Consider the following 16,581-nt stretch of genomic DNA (forward strand, 5'->3'; position numbering starts at 1 on the left):
TTTATTTTCTATTGATTATTGAAAGTAAAAAGGGCTTTTTGAGAGATTTATTGTACTTCCGACTATTTTTATAGGTTCAAAGGATTTTTAAGTACCTTTCTCTCAATGCAATATTTTTCAATCGCTTGCTCGTTTACTTGATAGCCGAGGCCTACTGTACTTGGTACGGTTATGTAGCCGTCCTCTACTGTCACCTCAGGTAATATAATATCCTCATACCAATACCTTTCCGAAGCAGCTGTGTCTCCTGGCATTGTGAAGTTAGATAAACTTGTGAGCGCGACGTTTTGTGCCCGTCCAATTCCAGCTTCAAGCATACCGCCACACCATACTGGGATGCCTTGTTCACCACATAATTCATGGATGCGCTTTGCTTCACTTATTCCACCAACTCGTGCAATTTTAATATTGATTACACCACAGCTTCCTAGTTGGATCGCCTTGCGCGCATCCTCATAAGAAGTGATACTTTCATCTAAGCAAATCGGTGTTTGAATTTGCTTTTGTAATGTCGCATGATCGATTAAATCGTCATGGGCAAGCGGCTGCTCAATCATCATTAAGTTAAATTCATCTAATTGCTTTAATAACTCCATGTCATCCAAAGTATATGACGAATTGGCATCAGCCATTAATGGCACAGTCGGGAATGCCTCTCGAATCGTTCGGATTAATGCAATATCTTTTCCTGGTTTAATTTTGACCTTTATCCGTTTATAACCTTGCGCTAAAAATTCTTGAATCGTTGCGATCAATTGCTCATCAGTTGGCTGCAATCCTATGCTAATACCAACCTCAATTTTTTCAGCCGTACCGCCAATTGCTTGCGCTAATGTTTGATTCGTTTGCTGTGCATAAATATCCCATGCCGCACCTTCAATTGCGGCTTTTGCCATATTGTTACGACGAATTGGACGAAACAATTCATAAACCTCGTCTGGATGGGATAATTGTTGCCCTAACACTTTTGGTATTAAAAAATCTTCTAGCATATGTATGGATGTTTTTAGCGTCTCTTCAGTATAAGAAGGCTCTTCAAATGCAACGCCTTCTCCCCAGCCGATTACACCCGACTCATCCTTTGCCTTTATGACTAAAAAACGTTTATTTTGCATTGTTCCTAGACTCGTTGTGAATGGTGTTTTCATAATCATCTCGAGCTGATAAATCGTTACTTCAACTAATTTCATCTGTCATTGCTCCTTATATTCGGTATTAACTATCCTACCTATTGAAAAAAGTGTTTTCTTCTGAACGAAAACCCGTGGAGAAAAGCCCCCACGGATTGAATTTTTGCTTATTATAGAGCAAATAGCGAGCGCTTTACGAGTAAATAATGACTCACATGCTCATTATGTTTCGATAAATGAATAATTTTATAGCCTTGATCGAACATCGTTTGTAAAATATGGCGTGTTTTATAGCGCCAATCCTCTGCAAGTGCTGGACTTTCCACTTTCACTTTTTGGAAATACATAGGAATCGGTAATAAATAGGAGTCTTTTAGGAAAGATTCTTGTTGCATAAATTGTTGCTCCTTATCAAGCATCGGCAAGCCATCCGTACTGAGCGACCACTCCACTACAGGCACTGCCTCCTCTAACAATTCCTCCACTTTTGCATCCCAGCGTAAATAATCATTATCTACAAGCTGCCATTCTACGTAAAGACGATCAGTCGGCAATAGGCGGTTAAACGGATCTTCCATTTCTCCGTAACAATTTGGAATGTACGTATCACTATAACCGCGTAGCTTTGTAAAGTTTAAATGTCCACTACGCCCTTCAAGCGGATCGAATGTCCAACGGCAATTTCGATAACCTCGTTCGATTGCGAGATCCTTTAAATAATTTTTCATGAGCTCGCCTACACCTTGCTCACGATAATTTCGTTTAATGCCAATCATATGTGAATACAAGTATACTTTCTCTTCCATGAAGCCTGGGCAACTAAAGTTGAAACCGATTAGTTCATCATTAAGGTAAGCGCCTAATACAATCCCACCATTTCGAATTGTGGCAAGCGTTTGGTGCACCGGAATACTGCCAACTGCCCAAATATCATGCTCTAAATCCCTTGCCTCTTCTATTTGCTCAATTGTTGTTAATTCCTTTACAATTACCGATTCTAACATAATGTCCACCTTCCCCATTCTTCACTTTTTGTCATACGAGTAAAGCTGTTTTGCTAAAATTTTCGCACCAATAATTAGACGATCTGCATTAACCGCCCTTTTTTGGGGTGGATGGAGCTTTAGGGATAAAAGAACCTTCCCTACTTCCTCAATAATCGCTTACACTAATAATTCGATTGCTTCAACACTCACCTCAGCACCAACAATAATGGCTGTTTCTACAATATGAGTTTCCATATTGTGCAAGCGTTCAAAATTCACCATACGGAGGGGCCTCCGAAAAGATTGAATCTTCACTTTATAATAGTATATACCACAGTGACTCATTTACAGTACATATCTTTTATTATTCCTTTTCTACAAAATAAAAAAACCTCTATTTTTCAATTATGTATTTTATGACGTTAAGATTTTAAGTTGCGGTTAGATGAACCCTTGCTTTTCAACGAGTGTTAGAACATCAATGAAAAACAGGCTCAAACTGCATTTAACTCACCCTCTATAAAGGTAGTTCTTTCTGCTACATGTAGCGATTAAACAAAGACATAACTTGTTCATAACTTCCTTTTATAAAGAAAAACAAAAAAGCTATTTTGATTTAATTCTCAAAATAGCTCTTCAGAATGGCTAACTAATTAATATTCTTTTTATTTCGTTACATAACACTCATATTTTTGATAATCGGCTTCCTGCACCTCAAGTGTAAGTAAAGTTCCTTCTTCTTCATAAGCTGTTTCCAAAATCGTCGCATGCTCATTTAAATAAGAAACGATAGCTCCTTGATCATATGGGATAAGCATCCTACACATTTTATAATCTGCAAAAACTTGCTTGCGAATCAACTGTACGAGCTCCTCTAATCCAACATCCTCTTTGGCAGAAATCCAAATATTATCACCACTTACGAGCGGATATTCTAAGTTTGCTAAATCCGACTTATTATATACATAAAGCGTTGGCACATCTTCCACCCCAACAGCCTTTAACGTATCATTGGTTACATCCATCATAAAGCGGTATTCTTCATTCGACACATCCACAACATGTAAAAGTAAATCTGCATCTCGTGCTTCCTCTAATGTTGAACGGAAAGCCTTTACTAAATGGTGAGGAAGTTTACTAACAAATCCAACTGTATCTGTTAATAAAAAGGATTTATTATCCGCAAGCTCAATATGACGCACAGAAGTTTCTAGCGTAGCAAACAGCATATCTTTTTCAAATACTTGCTTCGCTTCATCTTGTCCTATTTTAGCGAGAAGCTGATTCATAATCGTAGACTTCCCTGCATTCGTATAGCCGACAATTGACACGACAGGGATTGCATTTTTCCGACGCTGCTTTCGCTGTGTTTCTCGTTGCTCTTTTACAATTTCTAAATCTCGTTTTATTTTTGCAATTTGATCCTCAATTTTACGACGATCGAGCTCCAATTTCGTTTCACCAGCACCACGGTTTTTAAAGCCGCCGCCCGTGCCCCCACCTTGACGCGATAACGAAGCGTGTAGCCCAACTAAGCGTGGCAGCATATATTGTAATTGTGCAAGTTCGACTTGTAGTTGTGCCTCTCGCGTTTTAGCACGTCTTCCGAAAATATCTAAAATAAGCATCGTCCGGTCAATTACTTTGCACGCCAATTCACTTTCCAAGTTTCGGATTTGAGATGGTGAAAGCTCATCATTAAAAATAACAATATTCGCATCTGCTTCTTCAAAGAAAGCTTTAATCTCCTCGATTTTTCCAGTCCCAACATAGTGTGATGGCGTGACACGGTCTAAATTTTGCGTGACCATACCAACGACTTCAACATTTAAGGCTTCTGCTAAATTGGCGAGTTCCTCCATTGAATAATCAAAATGCTCATCCTTTTGTAAACTCACCCCCACTAATATCCCTTTTTCCACTAAAGTTTCAACATCTTTCATTGAATTCACTTTGTTGCCTCCTCACGCGCTAAAAATGGCTCGTTATTTTTTTTATCGTAACATACATATCCATTACGCCCCAGCGTAATTGCGTCCAGATTTTTTCGAGAGCCCACAGGACGTGCCAACGCCTTTGTTCCCCTATTCAGCTGAATCAAGTTAAAAACCCTGTACAATCGCCTCCTTAATGTTCAATGTGATAAACTAGAACGAACACTATAAGAGCTGTTTGTACATATTTAACTAAGAAAAAGTAAGTAGAGAAAACAGCTACCTAAGAAAAGGCGGTAACTATGGAATTCCAACAAATGAAGGAGCAACTTATTGCGCTCTTTAACTCAAAAACACTCGTGCAGGCAACAATTAGCCAGCCACGTCAAAAATCAAATGAACTGAAACGCGTTCGACTAAAACCAGTCGAATTACGTGGCGCCTATATGATTCAGCTCGAGTATCAGTATGAGCGTGTTTTAAAACATGAAAACATCCCTCTCGAAGATGTTCGGCAACAGCTGGATCTATTGTTTGAACAGTTCCGTCAAATGCATGCGGAGTTTTCTGACCAAACTGTTCAAGTCCAGCTTTCGAAAAAAAATAAAGTACTTTGGAAATCAGATCAAGCATTATCAACAAAGCAAATTAATTTATCACATAATCGAAAAAAGCAGTATTTACTTGATGAATCACGTATTTATCCGTTTTTAGTACGTCTAGGTGTGCAATCTGAGGATGGTCAAATTAAAAAGCAAAAATACGATAAATTTAAGCAGATCAATCGTTTTGTTGAATTTATTGATGACTCTCTTGCTCATTTACCGAAAGACCGACAAATCCGCATTTTAGATTTTGGTTCGGGCAAATCTTATTTAACGTTTGCTCTGTATCATTATTTAAAAATCGAAAAAGGATTCAATATTCGTGTAACAGGACTCGATTTAAAAAAGGAAGTCATCGAGGATTGTAATCGAATTGCACAAGATCTGCACTATGAGGATCTAGAGTTCCAAGTTGGGGACATTAATGACTATAATGACGAAACTTCTGTCGATATGGTCGTTACCCTACATGCATGCGATGTTGCGACCGATATGGCTTTAGCACGTGCGGTTAAATGGGGAGCAAAAGTTATTTTAAGTGTCCCTTGCTGCCAACATGAACTAAACCGTCAGTTACAAGTTCCTGAATTAAATATTATGACGCAGCACGGTCTAGTGAAAGAACGATTCGCCGCGCTTGCTACTGATTCAATCCGTGCTGAAATCTTATCACTCGTCGGCTATGAAACGCAGCTACTGGAATTTATCGATATGGAAAACACACCTAAAAACATTTTAATTCGTGCGTATTTTACCGGCAAGGTACCTACACATGAACAACGTCAAAAGTATAATGAATTTGTCCAATTCTTAAATGCAAAGCCATTTTTAGAAAATGAACTTCGTGATTTACTTGAAAATTAATCCATTACGTCACGGCGTAATTAGTATACAATCGATAATAAATAACTAGGAGGCCTTCTATGTTTAAACAAAGAAAACAAGACCCATTCTTTTCAGCCTTGCATAAAATTGCTGTAAATATACGTGAAGCTGTACATTACGCGAATGATTTCCGTATAGAGTCCGTCGCTGATCTAAAAGAACTTAGCGTCCGCATGAAACAATATGAAACAGCCGGTGATAAATTAATTCATGAACTAATCGTCATGCTCAATAAATCATTTATGACCCCTATTGAACGTGAAGACATTTTAGCACTGGCAATTCGTATGGATGATATTTTAGATGGTACAGAAGGCACGATTGCACACTTTGAAATGTTTTCATTAATCGAAGTAGATGAATCCATGCGCAATTTCTTATCCTATATTGTGAAATCAGTTGATGAAATCGTCAAAGCGACAGACTTACTTAATAAAAAGGATCTTGTAGGAATGCGCCAACATGCGATTCTTATTAAAGACTACGAACGTGAATGTGATGAAGTATTACGCTCATCTATTAAGCAACTGTTTTTAAATGAAAAAGATCCAATCCGTTTAATTAAATTTAAAGATATTTACGAGCAACTCGAAGAAATTGCAGACTATTGCCAAACAGTAGCAAACACAATTGAAACAATTATTATGCGCAATGCATAATATTTTTAAGCTGATTTTAAAGTAACGCTCGTTGCTTTTGAATCAGTTTTTTATTTTTACATTTCCCCTTAAAATCTATTACACTAATAGTATGTGAAATAGAAAGGCGGAATTTGTATGAAGCAACTAGCACATTTCATCACGAAATTTGCAAAGCCGATTTTAATATTTTGGATTCTATTATTGATGATAATGGTTTACTTTGCCATTCAACTCCCTACCAAATTGCAAGGTGATGGCTTTTTTGTCGATGGTGAACATATTCGTGTGACCGAAGAACTTTCAGAAACATTCGATATTCCTGCAAAAACAATTTTTGTGCTATTTAAAGATAAATTGGATGCAGAAATCGAAAGCACGTTGCAACAACTTGAAAAGATTGAACAGATGCAATCCATAACATCTCCAATTGGGGTTGAAGAGCTAAATCGGGATGGTTATGCCTATGCGCTACTAGATTTCGATAACACCATTGTTGATTATTTCCCAATTATTGATGAGATTCGTTCTGTTATTGCTGATGAAAAGGGAATTTCCATTACTGGAGAACCTGTAATTTCAAAAGATATTAATGAGGCCAGTCAAAAGGATTTAATGAAGGCTGAGGCTATCGGTGTGCCCATCGCATTAATTGTTTTACTACTTGCTTTTGGCTCGGTTATCGCGTCACTTTTACCGATATTTATCGGTGGTGCCACGGTAATTATTGCACTTGGTATCCTAACATTATTAGGAGATGTGTTTAATCTTTCTATTTTCGTCTTGAATATTGTACCGATGCTTGGTTTGGCGCTTTCTATTGATTTCGCCTTACTATTTATTAACCGCTATCGGGAAGAACGCGCGAATTTTTCTGTCGAAGAGTCCGTACAAACAGCTATCCAAACTGCCGGACGCTCCATTATTTTTTCCGCGCTCTGTGTCATGATTGGCTTAGGTGCGATGGTCGTCATTGAAGTAGAGATTTTCCAAAACATCGCGTTAGGTGGCACCATTGTCGTATTTTTAGCTGTACTATCCGGCTTAACTTTACTGCCAGCAACAATCGTCCTGCTAGGTGATCGATTAAATAAATGGCGTCTTTTCCGTATTAAATCAACGGCTTCACGCTGGCAAAGTTTTGCAGCATTCGTTGTTAAACGGCCCCTACCTATTATTATCGTAGCACTTGTTTTATTAGGTATCGCAATGGTTCCGATTAAAGATATCGATTTAACAATTCCTTCAACGGATGCCTTGCCAGCCTCATATGATGCAAGACAAACATATGACACACTGAATAATCAATTTGATATCGGCTCGGAAACACCCGTTTTTTTACTAGCTGAAAATGATTCCGGTTGGGATTCTACTGAAGCTCGCGAAAAAATATTCGAAATTCAAGAAGAACTGCTCTCGGATCCACTTGTAAAAAGTGTTACTTCGATGTTTACTGTGGCAAATATAGACTCGGTTGAAATGTGGGAGACGGTCAATGCCAACCCACAAGCACCTGGTGCACTCGATCAAATTGCCGAAAACTTTGTTCAGCAAAATAACATGTATTTAATTGCTTACTTAACTGCGGACGGGGCATCTTCAGAAGCGCAGCAATTTGTCCGTGATTGGTCAAAAAAGGATGTTGGCGTGGAACTTGGAATCGCAGGGCATTCGAAGTTCAGTCAAGAAATATTTGATGAAATTTCTGATAAAATCGTTCTTGCTTTAACGATTATTATTATTTCTACGTTTATCATTTTAATGTTTGCTTTCCGTTCCATTTTAATTCCATTGAAGGCCATTATTATGAATATTATTGGACTTGGCTCGACATTCGGGCTGCTCGTATACATTTTCCAATACGGTCATTTCGACTTAGCAGAAGGAACGATTGTACTTATCATCCCAGTCATTGTATTTTGTCTCGTATTTGGACTGAGCATGGACTATGAAGTATTCTTAATTTCACGTATACAAGAGGAGTATTTAAAAGGCTCAAGCAATACAAAAGCGACAGTAGACGGGCTTGTTTCGACAAGTAAAATCATTACGTCTGCTGCATTAATTATGATTGTGATTACAGGCGCATTTGCCTTTACTGATGTGATGCCTGTTAAGCAAATTGGGGTCGGGATTGCCATTGCCGTCGCAATTGATGCATCCATTATCCGCCTCATGCTCGTACCAAGCTTTATGAAATTACTTGGTGATTGGAACTGGTGGCTTCCATTTACGAAAAATAAATAATGAAAAAGGTAGAAACGTTGATTTTTGACAACATTTCTACCTTTTTTGTTAACTAATTTTCAATAGTTGCTCATATTGGTGCATGGCTGACTTTGTATAGCTTGGCTCGTTTGTTTCATCATTTTGCTGGTCTTTTTTTTGCTTTGGATCCCATGTCATATAAAAAGCTTGAATGGCTATCACAATCGCAATGGTTGCTGCAATAATTGTCCCGATCACGATGAATCCCATCTTTTTACCGGAAATTTCTTTTGATGTTCCTACTTGTGCCATACGTTTTCCCTCACTTTATTATTTTACAGCTCGGAATCCCTCTTCGCGTAAATAAGCTACCGCATCTTCACGCGTACCAAATGATTCTTCCAAATTGCGCTGATGATAAATATTCCATGAACGATTATTAAATTCTAGCTCCAGCTCGGTTCCTTCACGAGAAGCCCAAATTTCAATAATTGGTGAATCATCAATTTCCTCTGATAAATAGTCAATCGCATCCGCCACGATTTCGCGTAATGCCGCCTCACTGTAATCACGAATGTTCACAAGCCCTTTGTCACTAGCTTCTTTTTCGTATTTCACCAAATCTCCGACAAAGACAAAACCATTGCCGTTTGGATGGAGCTTTTCTACCACTATAGATTTTTCATATAAAGTTTCTTCAAAATGATAATTTAAACGCTTTAACGAAATTTCCTTTTTCGTTAGCGTTGGAAATGTTTCGATGATGGCTTGCTTTTGTTCAAATGTTAGCATTATTTGCTCCTTTAATTTTGCATTCTTAATTATTAAGTATAACACGTTCGCCATAAATCAATTACGCCTCGGCTAACTTTAGTCCAGATTTTTTCGAGCGAGCTCGAAAAACTCCCCTTAAAAATCTGTGACATAGGCTTCTTATTTTAGACAGTCTTTGTTGCTGCTTCTTTAATACTTTTTCGTTCATGGTAAATATTCTGTACGATTACTTTAATAACTGCATACGTTGGAATCGCTACTAAAATCCCGATAAAGCCCGCAATATTCCCCGCAGCCAGCACTAAAGAAATAACTGTTAACGGGTGAATATCCAATGATTTCCCCATAATATTCGGGGTAATCAAATTACTTTCAACTTGCTGAGCAATTAATGTAATCACACCTACCCATACAACTAACATCGGATCTTGAATGAGTGCCACAATAACAGCCGGTACAAGTGATATCCATGGACCAATAAACGGTATCATGTTCATAAAAAATGAAAAAATCGCGAGTAATATTGAATATTCCAAGTCAATAATTAAATATCCGATAAACATCATCATTGCTAGTAAAAAACTAACGAGCACTTGTCCTTGTACATAGCTACGTAACACTGTATCAATATCTTCCATTGTTTTTTTCAACCATGTACGACGTTTTCCAGAAAATATATCATAAATTTGTGGGGCAAATTTCTCATGATCCTTCAGCATAAAAATAAAGAAGAACGGCACTAATATTAATGTAAACGTCACCGAAACCGCACCACTTACAATCGTTACAAGATACTTACTACTAGTAACAGCAATATTTTGAATGGAGCTCGTTATCGTTGCGACAAACTCCTCAACTTGAGGTGGTAAGTCCCCCCAATTTTGCCAGTTTACTAGCACAAAGTTAATTGCCTCTTCAATTTGATAAGCAATTGTTGGGGCATTCGCTACAAGTTTATTTACTTGGTTCGCAACTGGTGAGCCAACAAGTAGTAATAGCCCTGTTACTGCACCGATCAAGATGAGAACAATCGTCGTTAAACTCCCCCATCTCGGCATTCCTTTCTTCTCTAACAATCTTTGTAATGGCTCCATCACATAGTAAAGTACACCACCGAGCAATACTGGAATTAGAATTGTCTTAAATATAATGACAATTGGATTGAAAATGGCATGGATTTCAATAAAGTATTTTATAATTAATAATAGAATGACTATCCCTATGCCGACTTGGAACCATAATTTTCTTGTCATAATTTCACTTTCTTCCTTTCAATAATTTCTTCTTAGTTATGTCTTAGAATGCCACAAAATGGGGTGAATTACAAAAATCCGCTCAATTTATTTGAACGGATTTTGCAATTTTATAATTTTTTATCGTCTACCGAATTTAAATAATCCTCAATTGTTTCAATAACTGATTGCACACAGCCATCTTCAAATGGAGAAATTAAGCCCGCTTCACGCACAAGACCTGTAAATGATTGTGAACCACCTAAGCGGCATAAGTTCGCGTAATCTTTCCATGCAGCATCAAAATCTTCACGTGAACGTTTCCAAAATTGGAAGGCACAAATTTGCGCTAATGTGTAATCAATATAATAGAATGGGCTACCATAAATATGTTGCTGACGTTGCCAAATAGCACCTGTTTCTAAATATTCATGACCATCATAATCGCGATGTGGTAAATATTTTTTTTCGATTTCTTTCCATGCTCCGTTACGCTCTGCTGGTGTCATTTCTGGATGTTCATACACAATATGTTGGAATTCATCCACCGCGACCCCGTACGGTAAAAATAATAAACCACTGCTTAAATGATCAAATTTATATTTTTCTGTTTGATGTTCAAAAAATAATTCCATCCATGGCCACGTGAAAAATTCCATACTCATCGAATGAATTTCACAAGACTCATACGTTGGCCATAAATATTCTGGAATGCCAATATCACGACTTGAATACACTTGGAAAGCATGACCCGCTTCATGTGTTAAAACGTCGATGTCTCCTGATGTCCCGTTGAAGTTTGAGAAAATGAAAGGTGCTTTATAGTCCTCAATAAATGTACAATAGCCGCCACCTTCTTTTCCTTTTTGCGCAACTAAATCCATCAAGTCATGATCAATCATAAAGTTGAAAAATTCTCCTGTTTCATGCGAAAGTTCCTCATACATCTTTTTACCGTTCGCTACGATCCAATCGGCATCCCCTTGAGGCGTAGCATTTCCTGTTAAAAATGATAAGCCTTCATCATAAAACTTAAAGTCATCTACCCCAATACGCTCTGCTTGACGCTCATATAACTTCGTTGCAATTGGTACAATAAATTGACGCACTTGCTCACGGAAATTGGCTACCATCTTTGCATCATAATCAATACGGTCCATATTCACATAGCCTAGCTCCACATAGTTTTTAAAACCTAGCGTTGTCGCAATTTCATGACGCAACTTGACCAATTGATCATAAATCGAATCAAATTGATCTTTGTTGTTTTCAAAAAATTCCGCACTTGCAACGCGGGCTGCTTTACGCACACTGCGATCTGTAGACTCCCCGTAAGGTCCTAACTGTGCAAGCGTTAATGTTTGCCCATCAAAGTCAATTTGAGCAGAAGCTACAAGCTTACTATATTCAGAAGATAATTTATTTTCCTTTTGCAATAACTCAATGACTTCTGGTGAGAAGCCTTTTAATAAGTTTTCTGCTAATGCAAATAATTGCGTGCCCCATTTCTCTTCTAGTTGTGCGCGAAATGGTGATTTTACAAGCTCTGTATAATAGTTAAATGTTAGCTCATCTGCTTCCGGACTTACTTCATCAAAGAAATCACGTTCAGCTTGATAAAAGGCATCGTTCGTATCAACGGATGCACGGATATAAACGAGATTTGCCATCGTGGAAAATCCGTTGCGCATCGTATTCAGCTTTTCAATTACGACACTTTGATCTTCTACCGTTGATGCTGCTTTAAACTGTTCGATTAACGCCGCTGATTCTTTTTTCATCTCATCCAAATTTGGACGTGTGTACTCAAAGTCTTTAAATGTCTTCATTTTTTCACCTCGTTAATTTATTCGGAATCCGAAATTACTTTTTATTATTCATTATCCAATTTATAATTGCAAATATTTATTAGTAAAAACTCCCTTTACAAGGTAAAACGCTTTATAGATTGTTGAAGACCTGCGATTTCGTCTGTTAATTCGCTTGCTGAAGTCGTTACAAGCGCGAACGCATTTTGCTGTTCTTCAATAGATGCTGTCATTTCATCTGCCATTGCTGAATTCTTTTCACTAATGGATGCTATGCTTTCCACGGAGTCCATAATCATCACTTTTGAAATATTTAACTCTTCTACGCCTTTCGACACCTCACTAATCGCAACGCTAATATGATGCACAGCCTTTTCGATTTCTATAAATGATGTTTCTGTTTGCAATACTGATTCATTTTGCTCTGAAACAATTCGAGTCGTTTTCCCCATTTCTTCCGTCACTATTTGCGTCTCATTTTCAATGCCGTACAATGTATTTCGGACTAAATCTGTCGCAATCGTCGTTTGATCTGCCAACTTTCGAACTTCTTCTGCAACGACCGCGAAGCCTTTCCCATGCTCTCCAGCACGCGCCGCTTCAATGGATGCATTTAGTGCGAGTAAATTCGTTTGGTCAGATATTTCATTAATCGTTCCTACAATTCCTTCAATTTCTTTCACCTTTGATGTAAGCGAACTAAAAGTAACTTGCATATGCTTAATTAGCTCGTAAGATTCATTAGAATGAACTTTTAACTGCTCTAAATTACGGATTCCTCGTTCATTTGATTGTTGCATTTGTTCGGAAGAAGTTAACATGGACTTATTTTTCTCATGAAGTTGCTCGATTCCCCCTGCGAATTGAACAATTGTTCGATTTGTAATCTCTGTATCTGTTGCCTGCTGCGATGCACCTTTAGCCACTTCACCTACAGCCCTTACAATTTCATCTCCGTATGCATTCGTTTCCTCGGCAACAGCCGTTAAATTCAAAGATGTGCCTTGAATATCAACAATCGTATGCTCCACATTTGCAATAAGTTCCTTTAGCTGTGTGCACATTTCATTGAAGCCTTCATTTAATATACCTACCTCATCTTTGCGCTCTAAATCCTCTAGATCAACAGTCAAATCACCTTTTGCTACTTGGCGAACTTGACGTGCTAATCGATTGATTGGAAATGCTAAATGACGTGAAAATACAATTGTCGCAATAATAGCAAAGATCATCGAACCAATAACCGTTAAAAAGATAATTTTTAATAATGCCGTTGCAGGTGCATTAAAGTCTTGTAAATAACTTCCTGAAACGACAATCCAGTTCCAATGAGGTGCCATTACGGAATATGTTAATTTTGGTGCTACCTGTTCTTTTCCAGGTAGATTAAAATCATAATATGTAAAACCGCCACCTGCATCTGCTTGTGCCTTCACTTCTCGAATAAAATATTCCCCTGAACCATCTTGGTCATTCCAAAGACTGTCCCCTTCTCTTGATGGGTGACCTAACAATATACCATCATGGCCTAAAATATAAATATAACCATTTTCCCCTAAATTACTTGGGTTCGATAATACTCTTTTACCATCTGCACTTTTTTCCCCTATTAAAGTGGCTAATACTACTTCTTGTGCTTCTTCAACAGATAACTCTCCAGCTTCTACCCGCTTATTTGTTGCTTCTATTAACTGTAATGAAGATTCCACACTGTTTTTAATAATCGTTTCCCCTAGATTATCCATCCCGTCTTTGGCTTGCAAATAACTGCTTGAGCCGATAATTACACTAGGAATCATAAATAATAAAAAGGAAAAAAGAAACAATTTCCCGCGTATTGTACGTAAATTACGCATCTTCCCACCCCTTGTCCCACTATATAATTCATAAATCACAATCTAGTATAGCCTACTTATATAGACAAAACTATCTAAAAAGTCACACATCTTACCAGTGAGTCATATATTTTATTGGAAAATTGTGTGCAAACTTTATTTTGCCAAGAACAATAAAAAATCCAGAAGTATATTGCTATACTTCCGGATTTTTAAGGGGATTTTATTATTCGCCTAGATCAGCATTATGATAGACGCGTTGTACATCTTCTAACTCTTCTAATGCATCGACCATTTTTTCGAATTTTGCTAAGTCATCGCCTGCTAATTCAACTTCTGTCATGGCTAACATTGTTAATTCAGCAACTGCGAATTCTTCCACGCCTGCTTCTTTAAAAGCTTCTTGTGTTGCATGGAATTGGTCTGGCTCTGTATAAACAATGATTGTGCCTTCTTCATCCATAATATCGCGTGCATCTAAGTCTGCTTCCATTAAGATTTCTAGTACTTCATCTTCTGATTTACCTTCTACCCCAAATACAGCTGTTGCTTGGAACATATGAGCCGCAGAACCACTAACGCCCATATTTCCTCCGTTTTTACCGAATGCTGCGCGTACTTCAGAAGCTGTACGGTTCACGTTATTCGTTAAAGCATCAACGATTACCATTGTACCGCCCACACCAAAGCCTTCATAACGTAGCTCGTCAAATTGCTCATCGCCGCCACCTTTTGCTTTATCAATCGCTTTTTCAATAATATGTTTTGGTACAGAATACGTTTTTGCACGCTCTAATACCGTTTTTAGTGCACGGTTTGATTCTGGATTTGGCTCACCCGATTTTGCTGCTACATAAATTTCACGACCAAATTTTGCATTGATACGACTTGCTGCTGCATCTTTACCCGCTTTTTTTTCTTTAATGTTATTCCATTTACGACCCACTGGATTCACTCTCTTTCTTCATATATAAGTAACGTTTTCCTAAAAAACAGTTAAGAATTTTATCTATCCTCTTTATTATACATAAAGAGCAAAAAAAGATAAATTACTATGCGCAAATTTATCTACTTCTCCCACTAGAAAAACACTCTCTAAGTGAACTGCCCCGTAAAAGTTAGACACCAATCTAACTTTTACGGGGGTTTTTTTAATGGCAAAAGTAAGTGTTGAACAACGTATCCAAGCAGTTCAACGATATATATTTGGACATGAATCTATGAATGAAATTGCGAAAGATAACGGTGTTACAAAACGGGTTATCGGTGACTGGGTTCGTCTTTATGAAGAAAATGGTGTAGAGGCATTTTTAAAATCCTATACAAAATACTCAGCTGAATATAAAATGGATGTACTCAATTATATGAATGAAACAGGTACATCTTCGATTGACGCAGCTGCTCGATTTAATATCTCATCTCCTGGTATGATACGAAATTGGAGAAAGAAGTTTGAGATTGGCGGTTATGATGCCCTTGTTTCTAAGAAAAAGGAGCATCTATCCGTGAAAAAAGAAACAAAAAGATTAGCCAAACCAACTCCAGCTGAAGGATCTGTAGAGGCATTAGAAGCACGTATTAAACAATTAGAAATGGAGAATGCGTACTTAAAAAAGTTGAATGCTTTAGTTCAAATACAAGAAAAATTACCAATCAAATCAAAGCGCAAGTAATTTATGAACTAAAGGAAATTTATGAAGTAGTGGAATTAATCAAAGTCGCTGATATTTCACGTAGTACGTATTATTACTGGGAAAAACGCTTGAATCGTGTTGATAAATACGCAGATGTGAAAGTCGCAATTCAGTCCATTTATCATGAACATAAAGGGCGTTATGGTTATCGTCGAATTGCCAAAGAACTGAAAAAATACGGCTTTCATCATGATCCTAAAACGATTAACTGTTTAATGAATACTCTTGGTATAAAATGTGAAGTCCGTATGAAGAAATATCGTTCGTATAAAGGAAACGTTGGGAAAATTGCTCCAAACGTATTACAACGTGATTTTAAAGCGGAGAAAATGAACAAAAAATGGGTAACAGACGTGACAGAATTCCATCTATTTGGAGAAAAACGTTATTTATCGCCTGTACTTGATTTATGTAATGGTGAAATCATTGCCTATACGGTAATGAAACGTCCAGTGTATAAACTAGTCCATGATATGTTAGAACAAGCATTGGTGCGCCTTCAACCAAGTGATCAAGTCATTCTTCATTCGGACCAAGGCTGGCACTATCAAATGAAAAAGTATCAACGGACATTAAAACAACATGGGATTACGCAGAGTATGTCCCGTAAGGGCAATTGTTTGGACAACGCAGTCATCGAAAACTTCTTTGGCTTATTAAAATCTGAACTCCTGTACCTACAAAAATTTGAATCCATGGCGCATTTTGAACAGGAACTCCAAGACTATATTTACTATTACAACAACAAACGAATGAAGGAAAAATTAAAAGACCTAAGCCCGGTGGAATACCGAACTCAGGTCTTAGAAGCTGCTTAACTAAATATGTCTAACTTTCTTGGGTCAGATCAAA

At 37.6% G+C, this 16,581-nt stretch carries 13 protein-coding genes; 4 read left to right on the forward strand and 9 right to left on the reverse strand.

Going from position 1 to position 16,581, the window contains the following annotated elements; translation table 11 throughout:
* Positions 1–68: 68 nt before the first annotated feature.
* From menC to hflX, 3 genes are all read right to left on the reverse strand, one after another.
* On the reverse strand, positions 69–1,190 hold the full coding sequence (gene menC / locus MHI10_RS19940; RefSeq protein WP_340788595.1) for an o-succinylbenzoate synthase: 1,122 nt from the start codon (positions 1,188–1,190) through the stop codon (positions 69–71).
* A 110-nt stretch (positions 1,191–1,300) separates the two neighbouring features.
* The gene (locus MHI10_RS19945) at positions 1,301–2,134 is read right to left on the reverse strand and encodes a GNAT family N-acetyltransferase (RefSeq protein ID WP_340788597.1); all 834 of its coding nucleotides are present in this window, start codon (positions 2,132–2,134) and stop codon (positions 1,301–1,303) included.
* 647 nt (positions 2,135–2,781) lie between these two features.
* Complete coding sequence (gene hflX / locus MHI10_RS19950; RefSeq protein WP_340789296.1) at positions 2,782–4,059, reverse strand: GTPase HflX; 1,278 nt, start codon at positions 4,057–4,059, stop codon at positions 2,782–2,784.
* Between the two features lie 293 nt (positions 4,060–4,352).
* Between hflX and MHI10_RS19955 the strand changes: the two genes are divergently transcribed.
* The 3 genes from MHI10_RS19955 (at position 4,353) to MHI10_RS19965 (ending at position 8,425) form a co-directional block, all read left to right on the forward strand.
* Positions 4,353–5,519 carry a class I SAM-dependent methyltransferase gene (locus MHI10_RS19955; protein ID WP_340788599.1) on the forward strand — a complete coding sequence of 389 codons (1,167 nt, stop codon included), beginning with the start codon at positions 4,353–4,355 and terminating at the stop codon, positions 5,517–5,519.
* A gap of 59 nt (positions 5,520–5,578) precedes the next feature.
* The gene (locus tag MHI10_RS19960) at positions 5,579–6,199 is read left to right on the forward strand and encodes a DUF47 domain-containing protein (protein ID WP_340788601.1); all 621 of its coding nucleotides are present in this window, start codon (positions 5,579–5,581) and stop codon (positions 6,197–6,199) included.
* A 117-nt stretch (positions 6,200–6,316) separates the two neighbouring features.
* Positions 6,317–8,425, forward strand: a complete 2,109-nt coding sequence (locus tag MHI10_RS19965; protein ID WP_340788603.1) for an MMPL family transporter — start codon at positions 6,317–6,319, stop codon at positions 8,423–8,425.
* Positions 8,426–8,473: 48 nt separating this feature from the next.
* Here MHI10_RS19965 and MHI10_RS19970 read toward each other — a convergent pair whose 3' ends face one another.
* The 6 genes from MHI10_RS19970 to MHI10_RS19995 all read right to left on the reverse strand — a co-directional run bounded on the left by MHI10_RS19970 (position 8,474) and on the right by MHI10_RS19995 (position 14,981).
* Complete coding sequence (locus MHI10_RS19970; protein WP_340788606.1) at positions 8,474–8,698, reverse strand: hypothetical protein; 225 nt, start codon at positions 8,696–8,698, stop codon at positions 8,474–8,476.
* Positions 8,699–8,716: 18 nt separating this feature from the next.
* Entirely contained in the window at positions 8,717–9,178 is a 462-nt protein-coding gene (locus tag MHI10_RS19975) for a hypothetical protein (protein ID WP_340789299.1), read from the reverse strand.
* A gap of 146 nt (positions 9,179–9,324) precedes the next feature.
* Positions 9,325–10,413 carry an AI-2E family transporter gene (locus tag MHI10_RS19980; protein WP_340788608.1) on the reverse strand — a complete coding sequence of 363 codons (1,089 nt, stop codon included), beginning with the start codon at positions 10,411–10,413 and terminating at the stop codon, positions 9,325–9,327.
* 110 nt (positions 10,414–10,523) lie between these two features.
* Positions 10,524–12,221: a M3 family oligoendopeptidase gene (locus tag MHI10_RS19985; RefSeq protein ID WP_340788610.1), complete on the reverse strand. Its 1,698-nt coding sequence runs from the start codon at positions 12,219–12,221 to the stop codon at positions 10,524–10,526.
* A gap of 95 nt (positions 12,222–12,316) precedes the next feature.
* Positions 12,317–14,056, reverse strand: coding sequence for a methyl-accepting chemotaxis protein (locus MHI10_RS19990; protein WP_340788612.1), 1,740 nt, complete (start codon positions 14,054–14,056; stop codon positions 12,317–12,319).
* A 205-nt stretch (positions 14,057–14,261) separates the two neighbouring features.
* Positions 14,262–14,981 carry a YebC/PmpR family DNA-binding transcriptional regulator gene (locus MHI10_RS19995; RefSeq protein WP_340788615.1) on the reverse strand — a complete coding sequence of 240 codons (720 nt, stop codon included), beginning with the start codon at positions 14,979–14,981 and terminating at the stop codon, positions 14,262–14,264.
* Between the two features lie 208 nt (positions 14,982–15,189).
* On the opposite strand from MHI10_RS19995, the gene MHI10_RS20000 reads away from it, so the two are divergent.
* Positions 15,190–16,547 (forward strand): IS3 family transposase gene (locus MHI10_RS20000; protein WP_340787714.1). Its coding sequence is split into 2 segments (ribosomal slippage): positions 15,190–15,643 and positions 15,643–16,547, totalling 1,359 coding nucleotides; the frame shifts between segments, so codons are not numbered across the junction.
* Positions 16,548–16,581 lie beyond the last annotated feature (34 nt).

The organism is Solibacillus sp. FSL K6-1523, from assembly GCF_038005225.1.
Classification (GTDB): domain Bacteria; phylum Bacillota; class Bacilli; order Bacillales_A; family Planococcaceae; genus Solibacillus.

Coding starts and splice junctions, on each gene's coding strand:
- menC (WP_340788595.1), bottom strand. CDS start 1,190: ATGAAATTAGTTGAAGTAACGATTTATCAGCTCGAGATGATTATGAAA.
- MHI10_RS19945 (WP_340788597.1), bottom strand. CDS start 2,134: ATGTTAGAATCGGTAATTGTAAAGGAATTAACAACAATTGAGCAAATA.
- hflX (WP_340789296.1), bottom strand. CDS start 4,059: ATGAAAGATGTTGAAACTTTAGTGGAAAAAGGGATATTAGTGGGGGTG.
- MHI10_RS19955 (WP_340788599.1), top strand. CDS start 4,353: ATGGAATTCCAACAAATGAAGGAGCAACTTATTGCGCTCTTTAACTCA.
- MHI10_RS19960 (WP_340788601.1), top strand. CDS start 5,579: ATGTTTAAACAAAGAAAACAAGACCCATTCTTTTCAGCCTTGCATAAA.
- MHI10_RS19965 (WP_340788603.1), top strand. CDS start 6,317: ATGAAGCAACTAGCACATTTCATCACGAAATTTGCAAAGCCGATTTTA.
- MHI10_RS19970 (WP_340788606.1), bottom strand. CDS start 8,698: ATGGCACAAGTAGGAACATCAAAAGAAATTTCCGGTAAAAAGATGGGA.
- MHI10_RS19975 (WP_340789299.1), bottom strand. CDS start 9,178: ATGCTAACATTTGAACAAAAGCAAGCCATCATCGAAACATTTCCAACG.
- MHI10_RS19980 (WP_340788608.1), bottom strand. CDS start 10,413: ATGACAAGAAAATTATGGTTCCAAGTCGGCATAGGGATAGTCATTCTA.
- MHI10_RS19985 (WP_340788610.1), bottom strand. CDS start 12,221: ATGAAGACATTTAAAGACTTTGAGTACACACGTCCAAATTTGGATGAG.
- MHI10_RS19990 (WP_340788612.1), bottom strand. CDS start 14,056: ATGCGTAATTTACGTACAATACGCGGGAAATTGTTTCTTTTTTCCTTT.